Annotated in this window: 21 protein-coding genes and 1 pseudogene; 8 read left to right on the forward strand and 14 right to left on the reverse strand. The window is 70.8% G+C overall.

Translation table 11 applies throughout. From position 1 onward, the window contains the following. Window positions 1-9 precede the first annotated feature (9 nt). Together STRAU_RS02245 and STRAU_RS02250 are read left to right on the forward strand one after the other, a co-directional pair. A complete protein-coding gene (locus STRAU_RS02245) occupies window positions 10-711 on the forward strand; it encodes a response regulator (RefSeq protein WP_037657149.1) in 702 nt (233 codons plus the stop codon). Window positions 712-843: 132 nt separating this feature from the next. Continuing rightward, window positions 844-1,845, forward strand: coding sequence for an Acg family FMN-binding oxidoreductase (locus tag STRAU_RS02250; protein ID WP_016638591.1), 1,002 nt, complete (start codon window positions 844-846; stop codon window positions 1,843-1,845). Here STRAU_RS02250 and STRAU_RS02255 read toward each other — a convergent pair. The 4 genes from STRAU_RS02255 to STRAU_RS02270 form a co-directional block, all read right to left on the reverse strand. Beyond that, window positions 1,831-3,585, reverse strand: a complete 1,755-nt coding sequence (locus STRAU_RS02255) for a sensor histidine kinase (RefSeq protein ID WP_016638592.1) — start codon at window positions 3,583-3,585, stop codon at window positions 1,831-1,833. The two genes, STRAU_RS02250 and STRAU_RS02255, sit on opposite strands and share 15 nt — an antisense overlap. Window positions 3,586-3,762: 177 nt before the next feature. Then, window positions 3,763-4,614, reverse strand: a complete 852-nt coding sequence (locus STRAU_RS02260) for a universal stress protein (RefSeq protein ID WP_016638593.1) — start codon at window positions 4,612-4,614, stop codon at window positions 3,763-3,765. 23 nt (window positions 4,615-4,637) lie between these two features. Further along, window positions 4,638-5,642 carry a type I glyceraldehyde-3-phosphate dehydrogenase gene (gene gap / locus STRAU_RS02265; protein WP_016638594.1) on the reverse strand — a complete coding sequence of 335 codons (1,005 nt, stop codon included), beginning with the start codon at window positions 5,640-5,642 and terminating at the stop codon, window positions 4,638-4,640. 84 nt (window positions 5,643-5,726) lie between these two features. Then, window positions 5,727-6,623 carry a universal stress protein gene (locus STRAU_RS02270; protein WP_016638595.1) on the reverse strand — a complete coding sequence of 299 codons (897 nt, stop codon included), beginning with the start codon at window positions 6,621-6,623 and terminating at the stop codon, window positions 5,727-5,729. 279 nt (window positions 6,624-6,902) lie between these two features. Between STRAU_RS02270 and STRAU_RS02275 the strand changes: the two genes are divergently transcribed. From STRAU_RS02275 to STRAU_RS02285, 3 genes are read left to right on the forward strand one after another with little or no spacing between them, the layout of a single operon-like run. Then, window positions 6,903-9,674, forward strand: coding sequence for a bifunctional acetate--CoA ligase family protein/GNAT family N-acetyltransferase (locus tag STRAU_RS02275; protein WP_016638596.1), 2,772 nt, complete (start codon window positions 6,903-6,905; stop codon window positions 9,672-9,674). A gap of 30 nt (window positions 9,675-9,704) precedes the next feature. After that, window positions 9,705-10,436 (forward strand): CBS domain-containing protein, encoded by a 732-nt coding sequence (locus STRAU_RS02280; protein ID WP_016638597.1) that lies wholly within the window; start codon window positions 9,705-9,707, stop codon window positions 10,434-10,436. A 13-nt stretch (window positions 10,437-10,449) separates the two neighbouring features. Then, window positions 10,450-10,962, forward strand: coding sequence for a flavodoxin domain-containing protein (locus tag STRAU_RS02285; RefSeq protein ID WP_016638598.1), 513 nt, complete (start codon window positions 10,450-10,452; stop codon window positions 10,960-10,962). Window positions 10,963-12,648: 1,686 nt separating this feature from the next. On the opposite strand, the gene STRAU_RS02290 is transcribed toward STRAU_RS02285, so the two are convergent. The 7 genes and pseudogenes from STRAU_RS02290 to STRAU_RS43400 form a co-directional block, all read right to left on the reverse strand. Beyond that, the gene (locus tag STRAU_RS02290) at window positions 12,649-14,490 is read right to left on the reverse strand and encodes an ABC transporter ATP-binding protein (protein ID WP_016638599.1); all 1,842 of its coding nucleotides are present in this window, start codon (window positions 14,488-14,490) and stop codon (window positions 12,649-12,651) included. Then, window positions 14,487-14,921 (reverse strand): lasso peptide biosynthesis B2 protein, encoded by a 435-nt coding sequence (locus STRAU_RS02295; RefSeq protein WP_016638600.1) that lies wholly within the window; start codon window positions 14,919-14,921, stop codon window positions 14,487-14,489. The genes STRAU_RS02290 and STRAU_RS02295 overlap by 4 nt, the downstream gene beginning before the upstream one ends. Next, on the reverse strand, window positions 14,918-15,172 hold the full coding sequence (locus STRAU_RS02300; protein ID WP_016638601.1) for a lasso peptide biosynthesis PqqD family chaperone: 255 nt from the start codon (window positions 15,170-15,172) through the stop codon (window positions 14,918-14,920). The genes STRAU_RS02295 and STRAU_RS02300 overlap by 4 nt, the downstream gene beginning before the upstream one ends. Window positions 15,173-15,216: 44 nt before the next feature. Next, a complete protein-coding gene (locus tag STRAU_RS02305; RefSeq protein ID WP_037657108.1) occupies window positions 15,217-17,067 on the reverse strand; it encodes a lasso peptide isopeptide bond-forming cyclase in 1,851 nt (616 codons plus the stop codon). 26 nt (window positions 17,068-17,093) lie between these two features. Continuing rightward, window positions 17,094-17,204 (reverse strand): keywimysin-related RiPP, encoded by a 111-nt coding sequence (locus STRAU_RS41245; protein ID WP_016638602.1) that lies wholly within the window; start codon window positions 17,202-17,204, stop codon window positions 17,094-17,096. Window positions 17,205-17,770: 566 nt separating this feature from the next. Then, complete coding sequence (locus tag STRAU_RS43395; protein ID WP_016638604.1) at window positions 17,771-17,896, reverse strand: hypothetical protein; 126 nt, start codon at window positions 17,894-17,896, stop codon at window positions 17,771-17,773. Window positions 17,897-17,942: 46 nt separating this feature from the next. Further along, window positions 17,943-18,137 (reverse strand): annotated as a pseudogene (locus STRAU_RS43400) (DNA-binding transcriptional regulator); the annotation flags it as partial. A 197-nt stretch (window positions 18,138-18,334) separates the two neighbouring features. Here STRAU_RS43400 and STRAU_RS02310 point away from each other — a divergent pair. Both STRAU_RS02310 and STRAU_RS02315 read left to right on the forward strand, forming a co-directional pair. Beyond that, a complete protein-coding gene (locus tag STRAU_RS02310; RefSeq protein ID WP_016638605.1) occupies window positions 18,335-19,279 on the forward strand; it encodes a Gfo/Idh/MocA family protein in 945 nt (314 codons plus the stop codon). A 39-nt stretch (window positions 19,280-19,318) separates the two neighbouring features. Then, complete coding sequence (locus STRAU_RS02315; protein WP_016638606.1) at window positions 19,319-20,860, forward strand: MFS transporter; 1,542 nt, start codon at window positions 19,319-19,321, stop codon at window positions 20,858-20,860. Window positions 20,861-20,899: 39 nt separating this feature from the next. Here the strand turns inward: STRAU_RS02315 and STRAU_RS02320 are convergent, their stop codons facing one another. Together STRAU_RS02320 and STRAU_RS39865 are read right to left on the reverse strand one after the other, a co-directional pair. After that, window positions 20,900-21,907: a helix-turn-helix transcriptional regulator gene (locus STRAU_RS02320; RefSeq protein ID WP_037657110.1), complete on the reverse strand. Its 1,008-nt coding sequence runs from the start codon at window positions 21,905-21,907 to the stop codon at window positions 20,900-20,902. 145 nt (window positions 21,908-22,052) lie between these two features. Then, window positions 22,053-22,655 (reverse strand): HutD/Ves family protein, encoded by a 603-nt coding sequence (locus STRAU_RS39865; protein ID WP_016638609.1) that lies wholly within the window; start codon window positions 22,653-22,655, stop codon window positions 22,053-22,055. A 200-nt stretch (window positions 22,656-22,855) separates the two neighbouring features. Here STRAU_RS39865 and STRAU_RS02330 point away from each other — a divergent pair, with 200 nt between their 5' ends. Further along, the gene (locus STRAU_RS02330) at window positions 22,856-23,689 is read left to right on the forward strand and encodes a PIG-L family deacetylase (protein WP_037657112.1); all 834 of its coding nucleotides are present in this window, start codon (window positions 22,856-22,858) and stop codon (window positions 23,687-23,689) included. Window positions 23,690-23,745: 56 nt separating this feature from the next. Here STRAU_RS02330 and STRAU_RS02335 read toward each other — a convergent pair whose 3' ends face one another. Continuing rightward, window positions 23,746-24,549, reverse strand: coding sequence for a GNAT family N-acetyltransferase (locus STRAU_RS02335; RefSeq protein ID WP_016638611.1), 804 nt, complete (start codon window positions 24,547-24,549; stop codon window positions 23,746-23,748). Between the last annotated feature and the right edge of the window lie 90 nt (window positions 24,550-24,639).

Consider the following 24,639-nt stretch of genomic DNA (forward strand, 5'->3'; position numbering starts at 1 on the left):
GGGGTCGACATGAGCGAGGCACGCACCTTCACCGAGTCACACCCGATCCGCGTCTTCCTGCTGGACGACCACGAGGTCGTCCGACGCGGTCTGGCCGACCTCCTTGAGGCCGAGCCGGACATCTCGGTGGTGGGTGACGCCGACACCGTCGAACATGCGCTGGTACGGGGCCCCGCGCTCCGTCCGCATGTGGCGGTCCTGGATGTACGCCTACCGGACGGTGACGGCGTGACCGTCTGCCGCGAGCTCCGCAGCCGGATGCCGGAGCTGGCCTGCCTGATGCTGACGTCGTTCGACGACGAGGACGCCCTGCTCGACGCCATCATGGCCGGCGCCGCCGGCTACGTACTCAAGCAGATCAAGGGCTCCGACCTCGTCTCCGCGGTACGCACGGTCGCCTCGGGCCAGTCGATGCTCGATCCTGCGACGACCGCCCGCCTGATGCGCTCCTTGCGCGCGGAGCCCGCCGACACCCCCACCGTCGCGCCCGAACTCGCCTCTCTCTCGACCCGGGAGCGGGACATCCTCGCGCTCATCGGGGAGGGACTCACCAACCGGGAGATCGGCAAGCGGCTCTTTCTGTCGGAGAAGACCGTCAAGAACCACATCTCGCGGCTCCTGGCCAAGCTCGGCGTGCACCGCCGCGTACAGGCCGCCGTCCTCGCCTCGCAGTTGGAGCAGCCGGAGACCCGGCAGCCGCCCCCGGAGTGACGCCGCGGAGGCCGTACGGCGTAGCGCGGGGCCGCACGGCCCCTCCCCCGCCGTCGCCCGGGGCGGCCACGCTGGATCTGCTCACCGCATCGCCCGCCGACCCGTGTCGGTTCGGGCGGGGAGGAGTTCCTGATGCGCACTCCCGTACTCGACGCGGCCACGCTCGAGAAACTCGTCGCCGCGGCCGTGGCCGCCCCTTCGATCCACAACACCCAGCCCTGGCGCTTCCGCCTCGATCCCGACGACCTCGCCGTGGAGATCCGTGCCGTGGCGCGGCGCGGGCTGCGCCACATCGACCCGACCGGCCGCGCCCTGCACCTGTCCGTGGGCTGTGCGACCTTCAATCTCCGGGTGGCGGTGGCGCACTTCGGCTGGACCTCGGTGCCCAGGCTGTTGCCGCGCCCCGACGAGCCGGACCTGCTCGCCGCCGTCCCTCTCAGCCGCACCGCCACCGGCAGCCCGACGCGCCTGTCGGACCTGTACGACGCCCTATGGCGCCGACACAGCAGCCGGTTCCCCTTCTCCGGGCGGTCGCTGCCCAGCTCCGTACTGAACGCGCTCACCGCGGCCGCGCGTGCCGAAGGTGCCGAACTGGCCCGCCCGGGGCCCGCCGAGACGGACCGTCTGCTGAGGCTCATGTGTGAGGCGGAGCGCCGCACGAGCACCGACGCCGGCCGGGCCTCGGAGAGCCGCCACTGGGTACATGGCCCGGACGGCACGGGCCTTGGCATCCAGCCCGCGGCCCTGGGGCAGCAGGACGCCCGGGAGCGGATCCCGATGCGGGACTTCGGCGCCCACCGGCATCCGGCCGTGCTCGTCAGCCGCCCCTTCGAGAAGCGCCCCTCGATCGCCGTGCTGTCCACCGCGCGCGACCGGCGGGTGGACTGGCTACGGGCCGGACAGGCGCTCGAACGCGTGCTGTTGGTGGCCACGGCGCACGGGGTATGTGCTTCGCTGCTGCACCAGGCCCTTGAGTGGCCGGACCTGCGTGAGCGCCTGGTGAACGAACCCGGAGACCGTACCGCGCACGCTCAGATGGTGATCCGCCTCGGCTATGGTCCGGAAGGGCTGCCGTCCCCACGTCTCGCGGCGCGCCAGGTGATCACCCACGATGGATCATCAAGCCGTGGCTGAGCGTGCAGGTACGCGCCACACCAAACAGGTCCCTCCGCCCTCCGGGCGCTCGCGGAACGTCATCTCCCCACCGAGCACGCGGGCCCGGTCCGCCATGTTGCCCAGGCCGCTCCGCGCGGCGTTCTTCGGAATGCCGGAGCCGTTGTCCGCGACGGTGAGGGTCAACTCACCACCGGAGCAACACAGATGGACGTCCACGGACGACGCACCGGAGTGCCGGGCGGCGTTGCTGAGCGCCTCGCTGAGGACCGCGACCGCATGGTCGGCGACATCGGCCGGTACGTCGGTGTCCACGAGCCCCTCGACCCGCAGTGCGGGCGCGAAGCCGAGCGACGTGGTGGAGGCTCTGACCGTCTCCGCCACGCGGGCCCGCAGTCCCCCGTCCTCCACTGTCCCCTCGCCGTGCGTGCGCAGTCCGAAGATGGTGGAGCGGATGATCTTGATCGTGTCGTCGAGGTCGTCGACGGTGCGGGACAGCCGCTCGACGGCCTGGGGGTGGTCTACGAACCTCTGAGTGCTCTGCAGCGTCATCCCGGCGGCGAACAGCCGCTGGATGGCCAGATCGTGCAGGTCGCGGGCGATCCGGTCGCGGTCCTTCAGGAGAGCGACCTGTTCGGCGTCCTGGCGCCGCTCGGCGAGTTCCAATGCCAGCGCCGCCTGGCCCGCGAAGCCGAGCAGCGGTCCGGTGTCCGCACCGGAGAACGGCGTCCGCCCGGCCGTGCGCCCGAGTAGCAGCACCCCGCGGGCCTTGCCTCCCGCGCCGAGCGGCACAGCCACTACGGGGCCGAGCCCGGTCCACTGTGCCGCGTCCTCGCCGGTACGGGCGTCGTGCCGGATGTCGGCGCTGACCACCGGCTCGGATGTGGTGAGGGCGGCTCCGACGAAGCCGTCCTGAGCGGAGAGCCGCAGGCCGCTGCGTCGCTCCACGTCCGCTCCGACGGCGAGCACCGGCCGCAGCTCCTCGGTCCTGACCACATATTCCGCGATCATCCCCACGTCGGCCGAGACGATCTCGCGGGCTTGCTCGACGATCAGTTCCAGCACCCTCCCGCCCGGTGCGCCGGACAGCAACGCGCGGGTAACCTCCGCGCTGGCCCGCAGCCAGCGCTCACGCAGGCGGGCCTCCTCGTACAAGCGTGCGTTCTCGATGGCGACGCCGGCCGCCACTGCGAGGGTGGAGAGCACCGCCTCGTCCTCGGCGTCGAACTCGGCGGCACCACGCTTCTCCGTGAGGTACAGGTTGCCGAAGACCTGGTCGCGTACCCGGATGGGCACGCCCAGGAACGAATGCATCGGCGGGTGGTCCGCCGGAAAGCCGTGGGAAGCGGGATGCTCGGAGAGTTCCGGCAGCCGCAACGGCTGCGGATGCCGGATCAGCTCGCCAAGAATGCCATGCCCACTGGGTAGATCGCCGATCCGCGCGCGCTGTTCATCGTCGATGCCGACTGTCAGAAACTGCGCCAGCTTGCTGTCGTCTCCGATCACGCCGAGCGCACCGTACTCCGCATCCACCAGCACGACCGCGGCCTCGACGATGCGCCGCAGCACCTGCGGCAGCCCGAGCTCCCTGCCCACCGAGAGCACCGCCTCCAGCAGGCTGTGCACCCGGTCCTGTGTGCCGCGTGCCGCGTCGATCCGCGACTGCAGCTCGTCCAGCAACTCGTCCAGCCGCAGTTTGGGTAGGTGCTGGCCGGGTTCCTTCCGCGTTTCCTCACTCACCGCTTCCTCCGACCGGATCACACAGCCAAAGTGCGGCTCGACAGCCACGCACCTCTCTCCCACCGTACTGGTCCGTCAACCTCTGCGAGAGGTTTCACGTACAGGCCGTAGTCATGTTGGCCAGGACCTTTTGCCGGCGTCCGGGATCAGCGGCCGGTCACCCGCCCGCGTGGGGAACCGCGGACGGACGCCCGCGCACTACAGGTGCGGCACCACCGCCACCGGACATGTCGCGTGGTGGATCACCTTGTGGGTCACGGGCCCGGTCTGCGGACCGAGGCGCGGGCGCTCCCGCACCCGCCTGCCGACGACGAGCAGCCCGGCACCCGCGGCGGCCTCCAGAAGCAGAGACGCGGGGCGTCCCTTCTCGACGGTTTCCGTGACGGCGGTATTCGGGTGCTTCAGACGCCACGGTTGCAGGACGGCATCAACGAACCCCTGCCACTCCTTCATCCGTTTCGGCTCCTCCACCAAGGCGATCTCGCCCGAGCCGATGCTTGCGGGGGACGGTTCGCTCCAGGCGTGCATCACGTGCAGCGGCACGCGGTGCAGGAGGGCGGAGGAGAAGGCGAACTCGATCACCTCGTCGCACGGTTCCGTCACGTCGATGCCCAGGACGACGGCGCCGTCCGGCTGCCACTCGACGGCCCGCACGAGCACGGCGGGGCGGGTGGTCCGTGCGACGACGCCCTGGGCGACCGAGCCGACGAGCAGTCCCGCGACCGCGCTCAGACCGCGTGAGCCGAGCACGGTCATCACCGCGTCGTCGCCCGCCCGCAGCAACGCGGCCGTCGCGGGCCCTGCGGCGTGCTCGTCCGTCAGCCGGACGGTCGGGCAGGCCGACCTCGCCCCTTCCTGGGCCTCGTCCAGGATCTGCCGGGCAAGGCGTCGTGCAACAGCACCCGCCTGTCCGGGCTCCTCGGGGCCCCGGTCCCCCGCGTGGATCAGGTGCAGCGGCACGTCACGCAGAACGGCCTCCTCCGCCGCCCACCGGGCCGCCGCCAGGCTCTCGGGCGATCCGTCGACTCCGCTGCATATCGTTCGCTCCATGGCACGCGCCTCCCTCTTGCCGCCTACAGCCGTGCGGCCACGTACTCGGTCAGGTCGAGCAGTCGGTTGGTGTAGCCCCACTCGTTGTCGTACCACCCGAAGACCTTCACCAGGTCGCCATGGGCCTGTGTGAGGGCGGGGTCGAACACGCAGGAGGCGGAGTCGCCGATGACGTCGCGAGAGACGATCGGGGCCCGTGACACCCGCAGGACGCCGGACAGTTCGCCGGAGGCCGCCTCGTCGAAGGCCGCGTTGATCTCCTGGGCGGTTGCCTCGCGCCGCAGCACCACGGTGAGGTCGGTCAGCGAGCCGTCCTCCACGGGCACGCGCAGCGCGAGGCCGTTCAGGGCCCCGTCCAGGTCGGGCACGATGGCGCCGACGGCGCGCGCCGCGCCCGTGCTGGTGGGGATGATGCTGAGCGCCGCGGAGCGGGCCCGGCGGAGGTCCTTGTGCGGGCCGTCGAGGAGGGCTTGGTCGTTGGTGTAGCCGTGCACGGTGGTCATCAGGCCGCGGACGATGCCGAAGTGCTCGTGCAGGACCGTCACCATCGGAACGACACAGTTGGTGGTGCAGGAGGCGGCGGAGAGGATCTGATGCCGCCCGGGGTCGTACGTGTCCTGGTTGACGCCCATGACGACGGTGGCGTCGACTCCCTTGCCGGGGGCGGAGAGCAGCACCTTGCGAGCGCCGCCCTTGAGATGCAGGGCCGCCGCGTCGCGGTCGCGGAAGCGGCCCGTGGACTCGACGACCACGTCCACGCGCTCCTTGCGCCAGTCCAGGGCGGCCGGATCGCGCTCCGCCGTGACCGCGACGCGGTGTCCTCCCACGGTGATCGACGTGTCGTCGTGCACGATGTCCTCCCGGAGCCTGCCGTACGTCGAGTCGTACTCCAGCAGATGCGCCATCGTCCCCACCGGGGCTATGTCGTTGACGGCGACGACGTCGACGTCCGAGCCGCGCTGCAGGACGCAGCGCAGGTAGGTACGGCCGATGCGGCCGAATCCGTTGATGCCTATGCGGACGGTCATGTACGGCTCCTTGTGGTCATGGTGGCGGTGACAGGCACGGCCAGTTGTCGGGTGAACCGTGTTCCGCTGATCAGCCGTGGTGGCTCAGTCGTGGGCGACAACGGCGATGGGGCACCTGACGTGCTGGATGGCCATGCGCGTGACGTGGCCCGTGTGGCCGCCCGCCGGGCTCCGGCGCATCTCGCGGCCGAGGACGAGCAGGCCCGCGTGTTCCGCCGCCCGCAGGACGGCGTGGACGGGACGGGTATGCTCCGCCTCCGCGTGGACGGTGACCTCCGGGTACTTGTCACGCCACGGGTCGAGCACGCTGGCCAGTGCCCACTCGGCGTCCCACCGGCCCGGCACGTACCCCTGTTCGTCCGTGCCGGCGTGGGAGTGTGGACGCCTCCAGGCGTACACCGCGTACAGAGGTGCGGCGCGGTGCCGCGCGGCCTCGAAGGCGAAGCCGAGCAGCGAGTCGCAGTCGTGCGAAAGGTCGAGGGCCAGCGCCACCGGGCGGTGCGGCGTATCGGCCGAGGTCTGCCCGTCGCCGTTCGGCACATGCTCGTCGACGGCGTCGAAACCCGCGCGAACCAGCACGACCGGCGTCCGCGCGCGTGCCACCACGGCCGTGGCGACCGACCCTGCGAGGAGCCCGCCGAGCCCGCCGAAGCCCTGGCTGCCGAGCACCAGTGACGCTGCGGACTCCGCCTCCGCCACCAGCGCGGGAACGGGCGGCCGGCGGATCTGCTCGGCAGTGAGGCTCACCTGTGGATGCTGCGCGGCCAGCCGGTCCACGGCGGTGCGCAGGACACGCCGCGCCCAGTCCCGCGGAACCTTCAACTCCGGCAGGTGCACCGGTTCCTCGTTCCCCGGCAGCCCCTCCCAGGCGTGCACCAGACGTAACGGGAGCCCGCGGCGTGCCGCCTCCCTGGCCGCCCAGTCCGCGGCGAAGGCGCTCTCACGTGAGCCGTCCAGGCCCACCACGATCGGCAGGACCATCGTCCTCACCCCCTCTTGTCGCAAGCGTCGTGCCGACGGGGTCGCGTGTGCAGGGGCCACCCGGTCCCGTCCCGGAGCTGTTCGGCTCGCCCGCCGAGTGGTGCAGTACCCGTGGTTGACCGGGCCGCCGGGTGACGTACTCCAGCGAGGCAGAGGCGAGCGGCCCCCGGAAGGGGTCGATCGGCCCTCGAGCTCGTGCCCGGTCGGCCACTGCCCAGCGCAGGTGTCCGGCACGACTCTGAAGACATCAACCGACCGAACGCCAGCGCGAGGTACACGATGGCCAGCAGCGCAGCTCCCCGCTCACCCGCCACGGTCCCCGACATCGCCCATGCCCTGCTCTCCGACGGCACCACCGTTCGCATACGCCCCGGCGGACCCGCCGACCACGACGCGGTGCTTCGCCTGTACGAAGGCATGTCGCCGGAGCACCTGCGGCTGCGGTTCTTCGTGGCGAGCCACCGGTCGGCCGAGCAAGCGGCGGCGCGCGTGGCCGGCCGTAGCGTGCCGGGTAATCCGCGAAGCGCGCGCCGGGGAGGCTCCGGGTACCGCGCGCTGCTCGCCGAGCACGACGGACACCTGGTCGGGATCGCCGAGTACGAGACCACGAGCGCCGACGCCATCAATACGGGCACCGTCACGGCCGATATCGCGCTGGCCGTCGACGGCCACTGGCACCACCGTGGCGTCGGCACCCTGCTCTTGGAGCACCTGGTGTCCGCTGCGCGCGCCGCCGGAATCACCGCGTTCACCGCCGACGCACTCGCCGAGAACCACGAGGTCCTGAAGGTCTTCGCGGATCTCGGCCTGAGTACCGCCCGCCACTTCGAGGGCACCGAGGTCCAATGCGTCGTTCAACTCGCCCAGAGCGACGCCTATTTGACGTCCGTCGACTTCCGGGACCGCACGGCCGGAGTGGCGAGCCTGCGGCCGGTGCTGCGCCCCGAGTCAGTCGTCGTCATCGGCGCGGGCCGCAAGCCGGGCTCGGTCGGCCGGGCGATCCTGCGCAACCTGTGCACCGGCGGCTTCACCGGCCGTCTGTTCGCCGTCAACCCGAACGCCGCCACCGTCCTCGGCGTCCACACCCACCCCGACCTCGCCTCCCTGCCACACGTACCGGAACTCGCGGTGCTCGCCGTGCCCGCGGACCAAGTCCCGGCGGCCGCCGAGGAGTGCGGCAAGCTCGGCGTGGCCGCCCTCGTCAGCGTCTCCGCCGGGCTCGACGCCGCCCAGGCACGGACGCTGCTCGACATCTGCCGGGCCCACGGGATGCGCCTGGTCGGCCCCAACTGCCTCGGTCTCGCCAACACGGAACCGGATGTGCGCTTGAACGCGACGTTCGCGGCCGCGCACCCGCAGCCCGGAACGGCCGGAGTCGCCGTGCAGTCCGGGGGTGTGGGCATCGCACTGCTCAGCGGGCTGGCCCGACTGGGCGTGGGCGTGTCCAGCTTCGTGTCACTGGGCGACAAGTACGACGTCAGCGGCAACGACCTGCTCCAGTGGTGGGAGTGCGACGGGCGTACCGAGCTGGCGCTGCTCCACCTGGAGTCGTTCGGCAATCCCCGCGCCTTCGCGCGCACCGCACGGCGTGCCACCCGGCGGATGCCCATCCTGACGGTTGACGCGGGCCGTACCGAGGCCGGGCGGGCGGCGGCCGCCTCGCACACGTCGGCGGCCGCCACGTCGACCATGACGCGCCAGGCCCTCTTCCAGCAGGCCGGCATCACCGCCGCCCGCTCGGTCGGCGAACTCCTGGAAGCCGCCGCCCTGTTGCACAGCCAGCCACTGCCCGCCGGGACCCGCGTCGCGGTGGTGACCAACGCGGGCGGCGCCGGGGTCCTCACCGCCGACGCCTGCGCCGAAGCGGGACTTACTCTCCCGCCGCTCGGCACCGACCTCATCGACGACGTCCTCGCCGTCCTGCCCGAAGGGGCCACCGCCACCAATCCCGTAGACGCCACCGCGGCAGTCGGCGAGGAGCAACTGCGCGCCTGCGTGCGCCTCCTCGCCGCAAGCGGCCGCGTCGACGCGGTCCTGGCGGCACTCGTGCCCACCGCGGTCGCCGCCGCGACCGGCGACGCGCTGGTCCGGTCCCTCACCCACACCCCGGACCGGCGCCGCGACCGGCCGGTCGCCGCGGTCCTGCTCGACCAGGACCTGCCGGTGCGGCTGTTGCCCGCTGAGGAAGGTACGGTCCCCGCCTACGCCGACCCGCAGGCCGCCGCCCGCGCTCTCGCCCACGCCGCCGCACGCACCCGCTGGCTCGCCCAGCCGTCCGGCACCGTGCCCGACCCCGACGGCATCGACCCGGCCCGTGCGCACACCGCCATCGATGCCTACCTGGACCGGCACCCGGAGGGCGGCTGGCTCGGCCCGCGCGAGTGCGCCGAGCTCCTGGACGCCTACGGCATCCGCCAGCTTCCCTGGGCGTGGGCCGAGACCGAGGACGACGCGGTGCTCGCCGCCGAACGCCTCAAGGGCCCCGACGGACTCGTCGTACTGAAGGCACACTGGCCCGGCCTGCTGCACAAGAGCCAGGAGCACGCGCTCCACCTCGACCTGCGCGGCGACGCCCAGGTCCGCGCCGCCTACCGGGACTTCGAGGTGCGCTTTGGCCACCTGATGACGGGCGTGGTCGTGCAGCCTCTCGCCCCGCGCGGTGTTGAGCTGTTCGCCGGGGTCGTGCAGGACGAGGTCTTCGGGCCGCTGGTGCTGTTCGGGCACGGCGGCACGGCCACCGAGGTGCTCGCCGACCACGCGGCCCGCCTCGCACCGCTCACCGACCACGACGTCCACGAACTGATCACCGCGCCCCGCTGCGCCCCGCTGCTGTTCGGCGGCGGGGGCGGCGGGCCGGTCGACCTGGAGGGCATCGAGCAACTGCTGCTGCGGCTCTCTCGACTGGCGAGCGACCTGCCGCAGCTCGCCGAAGCCGACCTCAACCCCGTCCTCGCCCGGCCGGACCGGATCACCGCACTCGACGTGCGCGTACGCGTACTGCCACGCCGGGCCCAGGACCCCTATCTGCGACAACTGCGACGGCTCCGCTGAGGACGCGTATCCCGCCGAGGAGGCGAAGACATGAAGCACCGCAAGGTCGGCACCGTCATGGCGACGGACGTCGTCCAGGCCACGTACGACACCCCCTTCAAGGAGATCGCCCGGCTCCTGGACCGCCACCGCATCAGCGGACTGCCGGTGGTGGACAACGAGCAGTACGTCATCGGAGTGCTCTCCGAGACGGACCTCATGGCCCGCCAGGCAGAGGCCGAAGATCCCTACGAGCCGACGCCGGCCATCCGCTGGCGAAAGCTGCTCCCCGGCGCGCGCAGGCGGACGGCCAAGGCCCACGCCCGTACCGCCGGACAACTGATGTCCCAGCCCCCCGTCACCGTGCACGCCGAGGACACCATCGCCGAGGCCGCCCGCACCATGGCCAGGCACCGCGTCGAACGGCTGCCCGTCCTGGACGAGGAGGAACGTCTCGTCGGCATCGTCACGCGCCGCGACCTGCTTCAGGTGTTCCTGCGGCCCGACGCGGAGATTCGCTGCGATGTCGTCGACGAAGTACTCGTGCAGACACTGTGGCTCGCGCCGCGGACCATCGCCGTCGAAGTCCTCGACGGCGTGGTGACACTGCGCGGACAGCTCGAACGGCGCAGCGACATATCCGTCGCCGTCCGGATGACCCGGCAGATCGACGGCGTGGTCGCGGTCGTCGACAAGCTCCACTACCGCCTGGACGACTCCCATCTGCGGCCCTCGGACGAGGCACTGCACGGCGTCGCCGACGACTGGCTGCGCAGGCTGTGAGAGGGGTACGGCCATGGCAGGCACGGTCCTTGTCGCCTACGGGTCGACGTACGGATCCACCGCCGAGCTCGCCCGGGCCGTCGGCGCCGTGCTCGGCGGGGCCGGGCTGGCGACGGAGGTGCGGGCGGCGGGGGAGGTGCGGGATGTCTCCGCGTACGACGCCGTGGTGCTCGGCGGCGCACTGTACGCCGGACGCTGGCAGCGTGATGCGCGGCGCTTCGCTCGGCGGCACCGGCGTGCTCTGTCCCGTCGCCCGCTGTGGCTGTTCAGCAGCGGTCCGCTGGACTCCTCGGCGTCACAGCGGGACCTGCCGCCGTCGCCCTCCGTGCGACGCGTGGCGCGCAGGCTCGACGCCCGGGGGCACGTGACCTTCGGGGGCCGCCTCGACGAGCGGGCCCGTGGCCGGATCGCCCGGATGATCGTGCAGTCCGGCAAGGGAGGCGACTTCCGCGACTTCGAAGCCGTGTCGGCGTGGGCGGACGGAATCGCAAGCGAGCTCAACTCCCCCGGAGGCACGAGCAGTTGAAACCACGTCCTCCCGGGTTCTGTGGTGGCGACTGCGGCGCCGCTCGGACGTGATCGAGGCATGGGCGGTGCTCTGCGCCGGCATCGTGCTGTTCGTGGGCGCTCCCGCCGCAGCAGACCGCGGCTACACGTCCCGCCTTAACGCGGTACTTCGGGTGTGTAATGCTGGCTCGCACCCTCAACGCGCCCCCGGCGTGCGCTTACCAAACGGCATCCTCTGATGGTGCAGCGCATCCACCAAGCGGGCCGCGCCGAAGGCTGACCCGAAGGGGCCACGTGCCCCTGCCGGCTGGCGTTTGGGCCGCACACCTCAACCGACCGGGCAGCAATCCTCGAAAGTGGTCAAGGGCGTGACTGCCGGAGTGCCGTCGCTGGAGACCGGCATCCGCATGCTGCAAGACGCCGGGTATCCAATCGAAGACTCGTCAGAGGAAGCCAGGCGGATATAGACGCAGAAGGAAGATCCATCCCCAGAACCACAGTCTCCCTACCCTCGAACGGAACAACCCTCCTAAGCCCGTGCCCCACTCGCGCAGGGATGAGCGCGACCTTGTCCACCAGGCCAAGGCTGGCTTCTACGCCTGTAATCGGCCCCTCGATATCGGCCATCCTGGCCCCACATGCTTGAAGGCCGGGCGACGTCTTCGTTTGGCCCCACCGCCGCTGATCAGCTCGAACGTTGCCAGGCGGAGCCACCGCAGACCGTCAGAACTTGCTTCGAAAGGGACATGCCAGGACCACTCTTCAGTGCGGTTTGAGGTCCCTTGAGGGTGAATCAGGGGTTCGCTGAATGTCCCGGTGCGAAGCCTGGCAGCACGTCTGCATTTCCACAGAAGGAGAGAACGGTGCTGCATCGCATCGCCGCCGCCCTCGCCGTAGCGGCCGTAGCAGGATTCCTCGCAGCGGGCCCTGCTGCCGCCGCCAATCCCTGCTTGTCAGGCGTCACTGAGGCAATCGGGAAACCACTGTCACCGGACTCATTGTCATTGGTCGGAAACAGTGTCAACAACACCTACACATGCCTCTATGACGGCCAAGCTTTTGAAGTCTCTGGAGGCAGCCACGTCTCTTTGTAGGGGAAGTCGAGGCTGTCGCCAGCGCCTTGCGGTCTTGGGGCCCCGGATCTTGATGTGATTGGGACGATCAGGCTGGTCAGGGGCGTCAAGCCGCGAGATCGGGAGCTGGTTCCGGGGTGTCCATCAGGATCACCTCTCTCCAATGCAGTGGCCGCCGGTTTCCGGCGGCCACTGCGGTGTGTGGGTCATGAGCGTGATGATCCCGAGGCTCACCATGGCCTCGGCGTGGGCGGGTCTGCGTTCCCAGTCTCTGACCAGCAGAACCCGACGTTCTTTCCTGTCGAGTTGGTCTGGGACTTGGTGACGGAGGCTTTCCAGGCTTGCGGATCTGAGCCGCACAGTTCAAAGCCTATGTCCACTTGCCCGTACCGCACCCGGAAGGGCGCCGATCCCGGGTGGCCATGTGATAGCGCATGGTTCTCCCTTCGTCTTGCGAGCACTGAGGGGCACCGGTGGCGCTGTGCGACTGCGTTGTTGATGGCGTGATGACGCCTGGCTGACCCTCATATTGCGCCTTGGCGTCGGGGTGGAGGACAACCGATTCGAGAGCTCTCAAATGGTCGTTCCATCCCGGGGGGGCAAGTGCTACGCATCGATCTGACCGCCGCAGGTCAGCGAAGCCGCATCGTCCCCCGCCCGTTCGTGCTCTGAGTCCGCAGCGCCTGCCCCGCCACCAGTTCCCGGTAGTCGGCACTGGTCGTCAGGAGGTCCTCGTGGCGCCCCGCGGCGATGGCGCGGCCTGCTTCCAGCAGGATGATTTGGTCGGCGTTCTGGACCGTGGAGAGGCGGTGGGCGATGACCAGAAGGGCGCATTGACGTGTGACGTCCTGGAGCACGCGGCTGAGCGCCGCTTCGTTGATGGCGTCCAGGTGGGAGGTGGGTTCGTCCAGGAGGAGCAGAGAGGGGCGGGTGAGGAGGGCCCGGGCGAGGGCCACGCGTTGGCGTTCTCCCGCCGAGAGAGTGCTGCCCCGTTCGCCCACGGTGCCGTTCAGACCGCCGGGCAAGCGGTCGATCACATCGGTGAGGTTGGCGAGTTCGACAGCCTTCCGGACCTCGGCCGGGCTCGCCGTGGGCGCCGCGTAGGTGATGTTGTCCCAGAGCGAGCCGTGGACGACGTGGGTGTTCTGGTCGACGACGGCGATGCGCGAGCGGCACTCCGGGCGGCCCAGTTCGGCCGCCGGATGCCCGTCGAACCGGAGCGTGCCGGAGTCCGGCTCGTAGAAGCGTGCGATCAGGGCGAAGATCGTGCTCTTTCCCGCGCCCGACCTGCCGACCAGGGCGACCTGCCGGCGGGGTGGCACGGTCAGGGAGACGCCTTGGAGGACCGGGCAGTGGGGGCGGTAGCCGAACCACACGTCGTCGAGGGCGAGGGCGGGCTCCGGCGTGGTCGGGGCGGGCCGTGGGGAGCAGCGGGCGGGCACCGGCCGCTTCGGCGACTCCGATTCCGCGGGCTCCGGTTCCGCGGGCTCCGCCTGCAGGGAGAGCGCCTCGTCGATGCGCTGGAAGGCTCCCATCCCCCGCTGCACCAAGCCGACCGCCTGGAACACCGACGACAGCGGCACCATCAGGTACGTGGCGTAGAGCATGAAGGCGACGAGGTCACCGAGTGTGTTGGCGTTCCCGTTCACCCGCAGGCCGCCGATGACCAGGACGAGCAGGAACGAACCGTGCACGGCGAGTTCGACCGCGGGGCTCAGCACGGATGACAGCCGCGCGGTGCGTACGCCTGCGCTGTACGCCGTGTCGATGCACGCCCCCATGCGCTCGGCTTCCCGCTCCTCGGCCCGGTGCACCCGCACCATCGGCAGCGCGCCCAGCGCCCGTTCCAGTTCGGCGGCGATCGCCCCGATGGCCCCTTGCATGTGCTCCGCGGCCGTGCGCAGCCCGGTCAGCAGCGAGGCCACCACCACGGCCGCCGCGACGACGGTCAGCAGCACCATGAGCAGCAGCAGCGGGTCGATCCACAACATCAGCGCCAGGGCTCCCACGGCGACGAGGGAGCCGGTCATCAGGTCCACCAGCGCTTGTGAGACGACCTCGCGCAGGAGGGAGGTGTCGGTGGTGACCCGGGAGATCAGATCGCCGGTGCGATGCCTGTCGTACTCCCGCATCTCCAGGCGCAGCAGCCGGCTGACCAGACTGCTGCGCAGGCCGCGGACGATTCCCTCACCCATGCGTTCCAGGACGAAGCGGCCGGCCGCGCCCGTCGCCGCTTCGGCGACGAAGAGGGCCGCGAGGACCAGCACCGGCACCACGATGTGTCCGTGGGAACTCGCGTCGACGATGGTCTTGGCGAGCAGTGGCTGGGCCAGACCGAGGGCGGAGCCCCCCAAGGTGAGCACCGAGGCGATCGTCATCGCCGACCGGTGCCCGGCGGTGAGCCGGAACATGGCGGCGATCGCGCCCGGCACCGACGGGCCGTCCGCGCCCGTGGCCGCGGCCTTCTCGCTCACCGAGTCGGCCGCCCTACCGGGGGGACAGTCAGGAGGCGGCTGAAGTAGTCGTCCGGTACTCCTTCGTCCACCAGTCGGCCATCGATCTCCACCCAGGCGTGCGCCGTGAACGGGGGAACCATACGCACCCCCGTGCACCAGGTCGGCCAGGTTCCCCCGAGCCGGCACAGCAGTGCGGTGCCCAGGGAGCGCGGAAGGCAGCCGCGGGGGCCTGCGCACCGGAGGCTGACGGCGCATATCGCGTCCCGTGCGGACTTGGCCTGCGTGGCGGAGGCGGGCGCCGCACCACGGCGTACGGCGTTGAGTACCGCCCGGATCCGGCGCGGTGGCAGGAAGGACAGAAGGAAGGCGGCGATGAGGACGAGCCGTGCGGCCAGCCGTCGGGTGAGCGGGATGCCCGTCGGCCGCGTCAGTGCGCTCGGTGTCGTCATGCGGTCAGCCCCGAGGTCCGCAGCAGGTGGATGAGCGCCGCGACGTCTTGCGCGGCCTGGGCGCGGTCGATGTCGAATTCGGCGATGACCGCGTCGACCGCGTCCTTTTCCTCGCCGCCTTCGAGCAGTGTCCGGACCACGAGTGTGCCGGTGGGGTTGAGCTCCCAGTAGTGACCGCTGCGCTGGTCGAGCAGGACGGTGCCGTATTCCGTCTCCGCGGTGGTGATATCAGGGGCGAAACGCAGTGCCATATGCCGAGTCCTTTTCTGCCGAAAACCGGCGAACCCTTGAGCCTTCAGCCTCTGAAAACCTCTCGCCTATGACGAGAAAGGCTTCGCAGCCACACTTCACAGGCGATCGTCGAATACAAAGTTCCTTCGCCCAGCCCGGGTGTGGACGGCCGTCGGGCCAGCTCCATCAGCGCTCGGCCGTCCACCAGGCCGAGCTGGGCCAAGTGCGAGTCCTCCCACAACTTCATGAGGTCGCCGCGGCGTTCGCGCAATCCGTTGGAGGCGTCCATGGATGCCTGTGCTTTGTTGGCACGCTCCAGGCACACGTCCGGCACGATCTGCCGCATGGCGGTGGTCAGCAGGGGCTTGTAGGCCCAGGGCGTGACGCGCTCGATGGGGTTGACGGCCAGGCATGCCTCGATCACCCGGTCGTCGAAGAACGGTGAGGCCATGGGCACGCCCGCGCGGGCGGCCATCCGGTCCCACTGCCGGACGATCCTCGTGCAGCTGCGGATCTGTTCGAGGTCGGTGTGCATGCCCCGGTCGGGGTGGAGCGGTACGGCGCTCGCGGCCGCGTCGCGCAGTGCCTGCCCGGCGACGCGTGCCGCCTCGGGGGTGATCCAGTCGAACAGGCGCGGTGGTGTCCCCCAGCCGAGGGTTCCGCTGACGGGCGGCGCCGTTGCCTCGCGCAGGTCTCGGCTGGAGTGCGCGAGCCACTGTCCGTAGGGCCGGGCGTCGGCCAGGGCGCGCGCGGTGGCGCCCAGCGGCCAGTGGAACAGGGTTCGGAAGCCGCGTAGGTTCCGAAGGGCGATCAGCGGGCGGGTACGGACGAGGCGGTGGTAATAGGCTTCGGAGCACCAGGCGACGTGGTCGCCTCCGATGCCGGTCAGGTGCACTCGGCTGCCTCGCTGCCCCAGCCCGGGCAGGTGGTGCAGGACGCGTGACCGGTCCATGACGCCGATGGTGGGCTCGTCGATGAGGTCGTCGATCGCCAGCAAGTCGTCGTACACCAGCGGGGATTCGTCGGCGTCCCAGATCACATGCTCGATGTCCGGGAGGAAGCGGGCGGCCTTCTTGGCCCAGTACAGGTCGGAGTCGGCGGGGTCGCGGCCGGGCCAGGTGCTGGCCACCACACGGGCCGGTGACCGCGCGGCCAGAAAGCAGACCGAGGTGGAGTCCAGGCCGCCGGACAGGTCACAGCTGACCACTCCGCCCGCGCTCGTACGGGCGTCGACGGCGTCCGCCAGCGCCTCCCGCACCAAGGGCGCGCTCTCAGCCAGGGAGCGCACCGGGTCGGGCGGCGCCCACCAGCGCGAGTGCCGGGCCGTCCGCCCGTCGGGCGCGACGACCACCGCGTCCTCGGGGGGAACGGCCGTCACGGTCCGCCAGAGCGAGGTCTCCGACAGCGGGTAGGGAGCCGGCCACAACAGCCGTACGGCCAGCCGTTCTTCGTCCGGTTCAGCGCCGGTCGCGGCGGCGAGCACCTCGGCACTGGTGGCGGCCACCTGCACGCCGTCGACGATCGCGTGGAAGACGAGGCGCAGGCCGGATGCGGTCCCCTGCACGCGCAGCCGTCCGTCGAGCGCGGCGACGAGGTGGAAGCTGCCGGAGAGCCTTCGGGCCAGCGCGTCGAGTTCGGTGAGGTCCCGCAACCGCTCTGCGTACCCCTTGAGTTCGTCCGGTCCGACCGAGCAGCAGCCCACCACGGCGATGGCGGCCCGCCCGGCGTGCGCGGTGACGATTTCCTGGTCGCTCCACCGGCCGACCAGCCACGGCCGACCCGAGGGATGCGCCAGGGTCCTGGCTTCTGGGCGGAGAAAGGAGCGGGCCGCGGCGATCGCGTCCACGCAGTCCGGAAGGACCGCGAAGTGTGCGTCACCGGGGCCCACTCCCCCCGTCTCATGCGACGTAGGCATGGCGTCGATTCTGCGAGCCGGCTGCCTTAGTTCTTGCTGAAGATCAGACGGTCGTTGCCGTGGCGCTGCAAGAGACCGGTCCGCTGACGGAACGTCCCGAGCCGGACGAGGGTCGGGGCTTCGTACGCCTTCTTCATGACGTCTCCTCAGTGATCTCTGATGTACCTGGCACCCTGGCCGAACCGAGAAACCGGCGCGCATCGGCCCCGGCGCATTCGTGATCGGCATAATTGCCTGTCACGTACCAGGGGCCTGGTCGTATAGAAATACTAGCGCCGTTCCCGACATACGAAGCCAGCCCGCGCAGGAAAAAATACAGTCGCACCGCCTTCGATATCTCACCCATGAACAGCTGATATCGGGAGTGGTTGGTGTTTCCCATGAGTGAGCGACATTCGCATATCGAGGCGCCGAAATACGGCAATGCGTGCGACAGATGCATTCACGTTCGATGCAATTCCGCCGCAGCCTGACCCAAGAGGTGTCCCGATGCCGGAACGCGAGCAGGTACGAACCGAGGTCCGCCACATACACAGAGGGCTCCGCCGACACAGGTACCGGTACGGCCCCGGGCTTGGCGTCCTCGGCGACGAGTGCCCGAGCCGGCGGGCCAGCCCGACAACGGACTCTCCGGCTTCGAGCAGGATCGAGGCATAGCCCACGGCGGAGGCCCGGAAAGGGGCGGGGTAAGGGTCCGTTGCGTTCACTGGTCCGCCTCCTCGTGGTTCGGCGCTTCGCCGAGCGTGCGGGCGGCACCGAGTAGCTGTTGCCCCAACTCCTCCAGGTACGGGGCGAGTTCGGCAGCACCCCGGAGCGTGGTCCAGGTCATGGGCGACGAGGTACCAGCGGCTTCCGGCCGCCACCAGCGCGTGGGGCTCGACACGGCGGGCAGTGGGCTCCGTGGCCTGCCGGGAGCGGTGGTCGAAAGTGACGGTCTCGTGGTCACGGCAGGCGGCGGCCAGGGTGGCGAGGGCGACCGGGTCGGCCTGCGGGCCGACGCCCCAGGCCAGCGGCACCGTGGCGGTGTGCACGGCGGAGACCTGGTGGCGCATGCGGGCGGGCAAGGTCATGCCGTTCAGGCTCCCAGCCTATTAGGGCGTGAAGTGTCCTAAAAGGGGCTTAGCGTCAGGGACGGATGGAGGGCGGACCCCAGCCGTCCGACAGGCCCGCGCCGGCCGATCACGCGGGAGCGCGAGGCCACCGGCCGGGCTCGAGGTCGTACGAGCCGAAGCCGTACGACGGCACTGGGACGCGAAGGAGACACCTCATGAAGATCGCATTGCTCGGCACCAACTTCGGCCAGGCGCACGCGGCCGTCTACGCCGCGCGCGGTGACGTGGAAGTGGTGATGTTCGGCCGCGACCCGGAGAAGACCGCCACAGTGGCCGAACAGTTCGGGCTCACCGCCGCCACCGACCTTGACCAGGCGTTCGACGGCGACTTCGACCTCGTCGACATCTGCCTGCCCGTCCCGCTCCACGCCGCGTACGCGCTCCGTGCGCTGGAGGCGGGCAAGCACGTCCTGGTCGAGCTGCCGCTGGCCGACAACCTGGAGGACGCGCGGCGCGTGGCCGAGGCAGCCGAGCGCAGCGACAAGCAGGTGTTCGTGGACATGTACGAGCGGTTCATCCCGGCCAACCGGGTCCTGTTCGACGCCGTACGCGAGGGCACCTACGGGCGTCTGGAGCAGCTGGCCCTGTGGAACCGGACGGCCCACCTGTGGCCGGGGTTCTCCCTGGGACTGAAGGTGCTGCCGCTGGAGGCCATGCACGGCGACATGGACATCGTCACCCGCACCCTGGGCAAGCCCCGGCGTGTGGACGTCAGCACCGTCGCCCGCGACGACGACAGCGCCGCCATCGAGGCGGTCCTGCGCTTCGACGGAGCCATGGCCCGCGACTCGGTCTCCTCGCTGATGCCCATGCCGTGGGGCGCCCGCGGCGGCTACACCGCCACCTTCACCCAGGGAGTCCTCGAGTCGCTGTCGACGATGGGCTTCGACGGCAGGCCGACCGGCACCCTCACCGCCTACACCCCCGACGGCGTACGGGAGTTGGAGCTGCCGCCCGCCGACCAGTACGCGGCGATGATCGACCACGTCCTTGCCTGCCTGCGCGGCGAGGCCGACAACGAGATCGCCCCGGCGACGGTCCTCGACGCCCTCGAACTGACCCTGGACGTCGACCGGATGGTCAACGAGGTCGTGCCGTGAGGACATTGGGCGTCCTATTGGACCTCTACCGTCGATCGCATGTCCGAGAACAAATCACAACCAACCGTCATAGAAGCGGCAGCGGATGACGCGCTGGTCGCTCCCCCACCGGCGGCGGCGGATCCCCGCCGGTGGGCGGCGCTGGTCGTCCTCCTCGTCGCGGCCTTCATGGACGCGGTGGACGTGACCGTCGTCAACATCGCCATCCCCCACGTCCAGGAGGACACCGGGGCCTCCACCGCCCAGATCCAGTGGGTGGTCGGCGGCTATGCCCTGGCCTTCGCGCTCGGCCTGATCACCGGCGGGCGCCTCGGCGACCTGTTCGGCCGCAAGAAGGTCTTCCTCGTCGGGGTCGCCGGGTTCACCCTCACCTCGCTGGTCTGCGGCATCGCCACCGCCCCCGAGGTGCTCCTGGCCGGCCGGATCGCGCAGGGGGCTGCGGCCGCGCTGATGGTGCCCCAGGTCCTGTCGATCATCCACGTCTCCTTCCCGAAGGAGGAGCGGGGCAAGGTCTTCGGCGTCTTCGGCGCGGTCACCGCGCTGGGCGTCCTGGCCGGGCCGCTGGTCGGCGCACTCCTCGTCGAGGGCGATCTGTTCGGGATGGGCTGGCGGCCGATCTTCCTGGTCAACCTGCCGCTCGGCGTGCTCGGCCTGATCGTCGGCGCGGTCCTGATCCGCGAGTCGAAGTCCGGGCACGCGGCCCGGCTCGACGTGGGCGGCATGCTTCTGTCCACGGTCGGCCTGCTCTGCCTCGTCCTGCCGCTGATCCAGGGCCGCGAGCTGGGCTGGCCGGTGTGGACGTACGTGATGCCGGCGGCCTCCGTACCCGTGCTCGCGCTGTTCGTCGCGTACGAACGCCGGGTCATCGCCCGCGGCGGCTCCCCGCTCGTCGTCCTGTCCCTCTTCACCCGCAAGAGCTTCACCGGCGGCCTGGGCGTGCAGCTCCTCTTCGGGCTGGCTTCCGGCGTCTTCTTCCTGGCCTGGACGCTCTACCTGCAACTCGGCCTCGGCTTCTCGCCGTTGAAGGCGGGCCTGTCCGGCCTTCCGCTGTCCCTGCTGCTGATGGCCGGGGCCGGGGTCTCGATGCAGATCCTGGTGCCGCGCTTCGGCCGCGCCGTGCTCCAGTCCGGCGCGCTGACCGCCGCGGCGGGGATGGTCCTGTTCGCGTGGCTGGTCGGCCACTACGGCGCGGACATCGCGCTGTGGCAGGCGATGCTGCCCCTCGTCCCGATGGGGATCGGCATGGGCCTGATCGTCGCGCCGCTCGCGGACATCATCCTGTCCGAGGTGCCGCACGAGCACGCCGGTTCGGCCTCGGGCCTGAACAACACCACCGTCCAGCTCGGCCAGGCCGTCGGCACCGCCCTCTCCTCGCTGATCTTCTTCAACCAGCTGGGTGGCGACGGCAACCCCGTCACCCAGGCTCCGAAGATGCCGGACGCCTTCGCGCACACCCTGCCGTACGTCGCCGGAGCCTTCCTCGCCGCCTTCGCGGTGCTGTACGCGATACCGCGCGGGGCCGGGCGCGCCGGCGCGTCCGTCGGCGCCGAGGCCGCCGACGGCTCCGCGGCCGCCCGGTGACGCGGAGCGGGTTCAGCGATACGTCCTGAGCCACTCGGCTCATCGATCCTGGCCCCGGACTGCCTCGATGGCGCCCAGGGCCCGTTCGGCGATCCGCCGCAGGTGCGGGACGATCTCGGGCGGCCCGACCAGGGTGTAGTCCAGACGCAGGGCGGCGATGCGAAAGGCGAGGTACTCGGGGGTGTCCGGGGCCGTACGCAGGCGGCAGCTGTGCTCGTCGAGCTGTTCCAGGACGCCGAGCGAGGCCGGTACGCCCTCGGCCGCGCGCTCGATCGGAGCGTGCACGATCACCTCGGCGCGGCAGCTGCCAGGACCGGCGCCCAGGACGCCCGCCACATACGTGGCCGCGTCCTGGCCGTCGGGCAGCGCGCGTTCGGGGACGCGGGAGCCGGTGCGGTGCAGTGCGTCGATCCGGTCGACGCGGAAGGTGCGCCAGTCGCCCCGGTCGAGGTCGTACGCGACCAGATACCAGCGCCGTCCCGCGGCCACCAGGCGCACCGGTTCGGCGAGCCGCCGCGACGGCTCGCCGCGGCCCGGGGCATAGCTGAAGCGGATCTTCTCGTGGGCCACGCAGGCCGCGGCGAGGGCGGCCAGGAGATCGGCGTCGGGTCCTGCGACGGGATGGGGGACGGCGGTGGCCGCCTGGGCCAGGCACCTCACGCGGTGGCGCAGGCGCGAGGGCAGCACCTGCTCCAGCTTCGCCAGGGCCCGCAGCGAGGTCTCCTCGATGCCGCTGACCGTGGCGGTGGAAGCGGTGCGCAGACTGATCGCGATGGCCACGGCCTCGTCGTCGTCCAGGAGGAGCGGCGGCATGGCGGTCCCGGCGACGAGGCGGTAGCCGCCGATGTTGCCCTGGCCGGCCTCGACGGGGTAGCCCAGCTCACGCAGGTGGTCGATGTCGCGGCGGATGGTGCGCGGCGTGACGCCGAGCCGCTCGGCCAGCTCGACGCCCGTCCAGTCGCGCGAAGCCTGGAGCAGCGAAAGCAACTGCAGCAGACGGGCCGCCGGGTCTCGTACGCCGCGGGTCGCCACGGGATCTGCGCTCATGCCGCTCACCCTCACGGATCAATAGGACGCCCGCTGACCTGTTGGACGCCTACCGTCGAAGGTCGTCAAGTCCTTCGTCACCCAGGAGCAGGGCACCGTCGTCAACCCGAAGGCCATCGGCGGCGGCGGCCACACGATGTTCACGTCAGCGCGCCGCGGTGATCCTGATCTCGGCCACTGCGCCTTCGCCCCCCAGAGTCAGCACCCCCGGGCCTTCGTGACGTACGCAGTCGAGACGGCCGAGGGCGGTCTCCTGCATGTCCGGTCCGCCGACGGCGATCCCTTCGGTGACGGCCATGACGAGGAGCGTCTCACCCGCGGCGCACGCCGTCTCCGCCACCTCTGCGGCGGCGACGGCCACGATCCGCACCTGTGCCGTCGCCCGGCCCCTGCGCGTCATCACGTTCATGTCGCGTACCGCGCCCGCCTCAAGGCGGCAGTCCGTCGCCGCGTCGCCGGAGAAGGCGAAGGGGCTCAACGGCCCGACCGGTTGCGGGGTCCCGTCCACGGTCAACACCATGCCGTCGCCCTCGACCAGCGTGATCACGCGGTCGATCCCGGGAAAGGAGGAGAAGGGGCCTCCCGCGTCCACGTCCGCGACACTCACCCGCCAGTCGAAGCCGTCCGCGGACTCCGCCGGGGCCGGGGTCGCCCGCACGGTGCCCGACGCGACCTCCCGGGTCGTACCGCCGCCGTTGCGCCACGGCATGCTGCGGTATTCGCTCCAGCGCAGAACGTCTCCGCCCATCCGACGCCGCCTCCCTCTTCCGCCGTCCGGCCGACCGCCCAGGCGCATGATCACCAAGTCCGGGGCCAGCCTACGCGGGAGAAGCGCGGGGCAGTGAGCCGGGAACACCCGGCCCGGTCGGCACAGTTGCATCGATCGAGGGAGCGCGGTACGCCCGCCGCGCACTCGTACCAAGACGTATCTCCGCAGGAGGACCTTTCATGACCGACCGGCCCTTGACGCTCATGGCAGTACACGCCCACCCCGACGACGAGGCCACCGGAACCGGAGGGATCCTCGCGCAGTACGCGGCGGAGGGCATCCGCACCGTACTCGTGACGTGTACCGACGGCGGTTGCGGTGACGGACCGGGGGGCGCCAAACCAGGCGATCCCGGGCACGATCCGGCGGCCGTCGCCTCGATGCGCCGTCAAGAACTCAATGAGAGCTGCGACGTCCTGAAGATCAGCGATCTGGAGCTGCTGGACTATGCCGACTCCGGCATGATGGGCTGGCCGAGCAACGACGCCCCCGGGTCCTTCTGGCAGGCCCCCGTGGAGGAGGGCGCCGCCCGCCTCGCGGAACTCATGCGGCACTACCGGCCTGACGTGGTCGTCACCTACGACGAGAACGGCTTCTACGGCCACCCCGACCACATCCAGGCCCACCGCATCACGATGGCGGCGCTGGAGCTGACCGAACTGACACCCAAGGTGTACTGGACGACGATGCCCCGCTCGGGCATGCAGCGGTTCGGCGAGATCATGCGCGAGTTGCATCCGGACATGCCGGAGCCGGATCCTGCCGAGGCCGCCGCGATGGCCGAGATCGGCCTCCCCGACGACGAGATCACCACGTGGGTGGACACCACGGCGTTCAGCAGCCAGAAGTTCGACGCCCTGGCCGCGCACGCCAGCCAGGGCGAGAACATCTTCTTCCTCAAGATGGGCAAGCAGAGGTTCGGCGAGTTGATGGGCGTGGAGACCTTCGTACGTGTCAAGGACGCCACCGGGGCAGCCGTTCCCGAGAACGACCTCTTCGCCGGGCTGCGCTGATCTCCGGGCGCCGCCTCCGATCCACACCGGCCGGCCGCAGCAGGTCCCGGGACCGGCTATAGCCCCTTCACGTTGTAGAAGTGGATGGGTGTGTTCGGCGTGAAGCCGATACGCGGGTATACGGGAGCCCCGGCGGCGGTCGCGTGCAACGTGGCGCGGGTCAGCCCGGTGGCCCGGGCGCCCTCGTACAGCGCCTTGCGCGTGACCGCCTCGCCGTAGCCCCTGCGCTGCCACCGCGGGTCGGTGGCGACGAAGGCGACGAAGAGGCGGCCCTGCGCCTCGACCGTCGCGGCGCACGCCACCGGAACGTCGCCCCGCATGCCCAGGTAGGCGTACATCTCGCTCTTCCAGTGCGCGGATCCGACCAGGCCGGCGCGGCCGTCCTCCACGGGGAACCCGTAGGCGCGTGACTGGAGGTCCGCGTAGGCCCGCAAGTGCTCGTCCGTGCGCACCCGTACGAACGTCAGGTCGGGGTGGACCGGCTCGGGAATGGGCAGCAGGTCTCCGGCCATGCCCCTGCCGGGGAAGGCGTACTGGAGGCCGGCCTGCTCGGCCGCCGTGGGCAGCGCGGTGCGCGCCTCGTCGTCGAGGAGGTCCTCGAAGAGCCACAGGAAGCCCGGGTGCTCCTTCGCACGCATGATGTCCGCTGCCTGGCTCAGACGTTGCGTGAGGAGAGCGGCTCCTGCTCCTTGGTCGGTCAGGGTGACGCAGTTCCAGAACGAGAATCGGCTGTCGGCCCAGCGGACGGCGATGCCGGGCAGGTCGCGTACATCCGCGTCCACGTCGCGGTCGAGCACCATGGCGCGCCAGGCCACGGTGAGCTGCTCCAGCGATTCGATGGACTCCGTGAGGCCAGTCACCGTACTCCCATGGGTCGTTGAGGGTGTTGAGGGCGTTCAGGGCGTTGCGGGTGCTGCGGGTGCTGCGGGTGCTGCGGGTGCTGCGGGTGC

The sequence above is a fragment of the Streptomyces aurantiacus JA 4570 genome (assembly GCF_000414115.1).
GTDB classification, from domain to species: Bacteria; Actinomycetota; Actinomycetes; order Streptomycetales; family Streptomycetaceae; genus Streptomyces; species Streptomyces aurantiacus_A.

Coding starts and splice junctions, on each gene's coding strand:
- STRAU_RS02245 (WP_037657149.1), top strand. CDS start 10: ATGAGCGAGGCACGCACCTTCACCGAGTCACACCCGATCCGCGTCTTC.
- STRAU_RS02250 (WP_016638591.1), top strand. CDS start 844: ATGCGCACTCCCGTACTCGACGCGGCCACGCTCGAGAAACTCGTCGCC.
- STRAU_RS02260 (WP_016638593.1), bottom strand. CDS start 4,614: ATGGAGCGAACGATATGCAGCGGAGTCGACGGATCGCCCGAGAGCCTG.
- gap (WP_016638594.1), bottom strand. CDS start 5,642: ATGACCGTCCGCATAGGCATCAACGGATTCGGCCGCATCGGCCGTACC.
- STRAU_RS02270 (WP_016638595.1), bottom strand. CDS start 6,623: ATGGTCCTGCCGATCGTGGTGGGCCTGGACGGCTCACGTGAGAGCGCC.
- STRAU_RS02275 (WP_016638596.1), top strand. CDS start 6,903: ATGGCCAGCAGCGCAGCTCCCCGCTCACCCGCCACGGTCCCCGACATC.
- STRAU_RS02280 (WP_016638597.1), top strand. CDS start 9,705: ATGAAGCACCGCAAGGTCGGCACCGTCATGGCGACGGACGTCGTCCAG.
- STRAU_RS02285 (WP_016638598.1), top strand. CDS start 10,450: ATGGCAGGCACGGTCCTTGTCGCCTACGGGTCGACGTACGGATCCACC.
- STRAU_RS02295 (WP_016638600.1), bottom strand. CDS start 14,921: ATGACGACACCGAGCGCACTGACGCGGCCGACGGGCATCCCGCTCACC.
- STRAU_RS02300 (WP_016638601.1), bottom strand. CDS start 15,172: ATGGCACTGCGTTTCGCCCCTGATATCACCACCGCGGAGACGGAATAC.
- STRAU_RS02305 (WP_037657108.1), bottom strand. CDS start 17,067: ATGCCTACGTCGCATGAGACGGGGGGAGTGGGCCCCGGTGACGCACAC.
- STRAU_RS41245 (WP_016638602.1), bottom strand. CDS start 17,204: ATGAAGAAGGCGTACGAAGCCCCGACCCTCGTCCGGCTCGGGACGTTC.
- STRAU_RS43395 (WP_016638604.1), bottom strand. CDS start 17,896: ATGACCTGGACCACGCTCCGGGGTGCTGCCGAACTCGCCCCGTACCTG.
- STRAU_RS02310 (WP_016638605.1), top strand. CDS start 18,335: ATGAAGATCGCATTGCTCGGCACCAACTTCGGCCAGGCGCACGCGGCC.
- STRAU_RS02315 (WP_016638606.1), top strand. CDS start 19,319: ATGTCCGAGAACAAATCACAACCAACCGTCATAGAAGCGGCAGCGGAT.
- STRAU_RS02320 (WP_037657110.1), bottom strand. CDS start 21,907: ATGAGCGCAGATCCCGTGGCGACCCGCGGCGTACGAGACCCGGCGGCC.
- STRAU_RS39865 (WP_016638609.1), bottom strand. CDS start 22,655: ATGGGCGGAGACGTTCTGCGCTGGAGCGAATACCGCAGCATGCCGTGG.
- STRAU_RS02330 (WP_037657112.1), top strand. CDS start 22,856: ATGACCGACCGGCCCTTGACGCTCATGGCAGTACACGCCCACCCCGAC.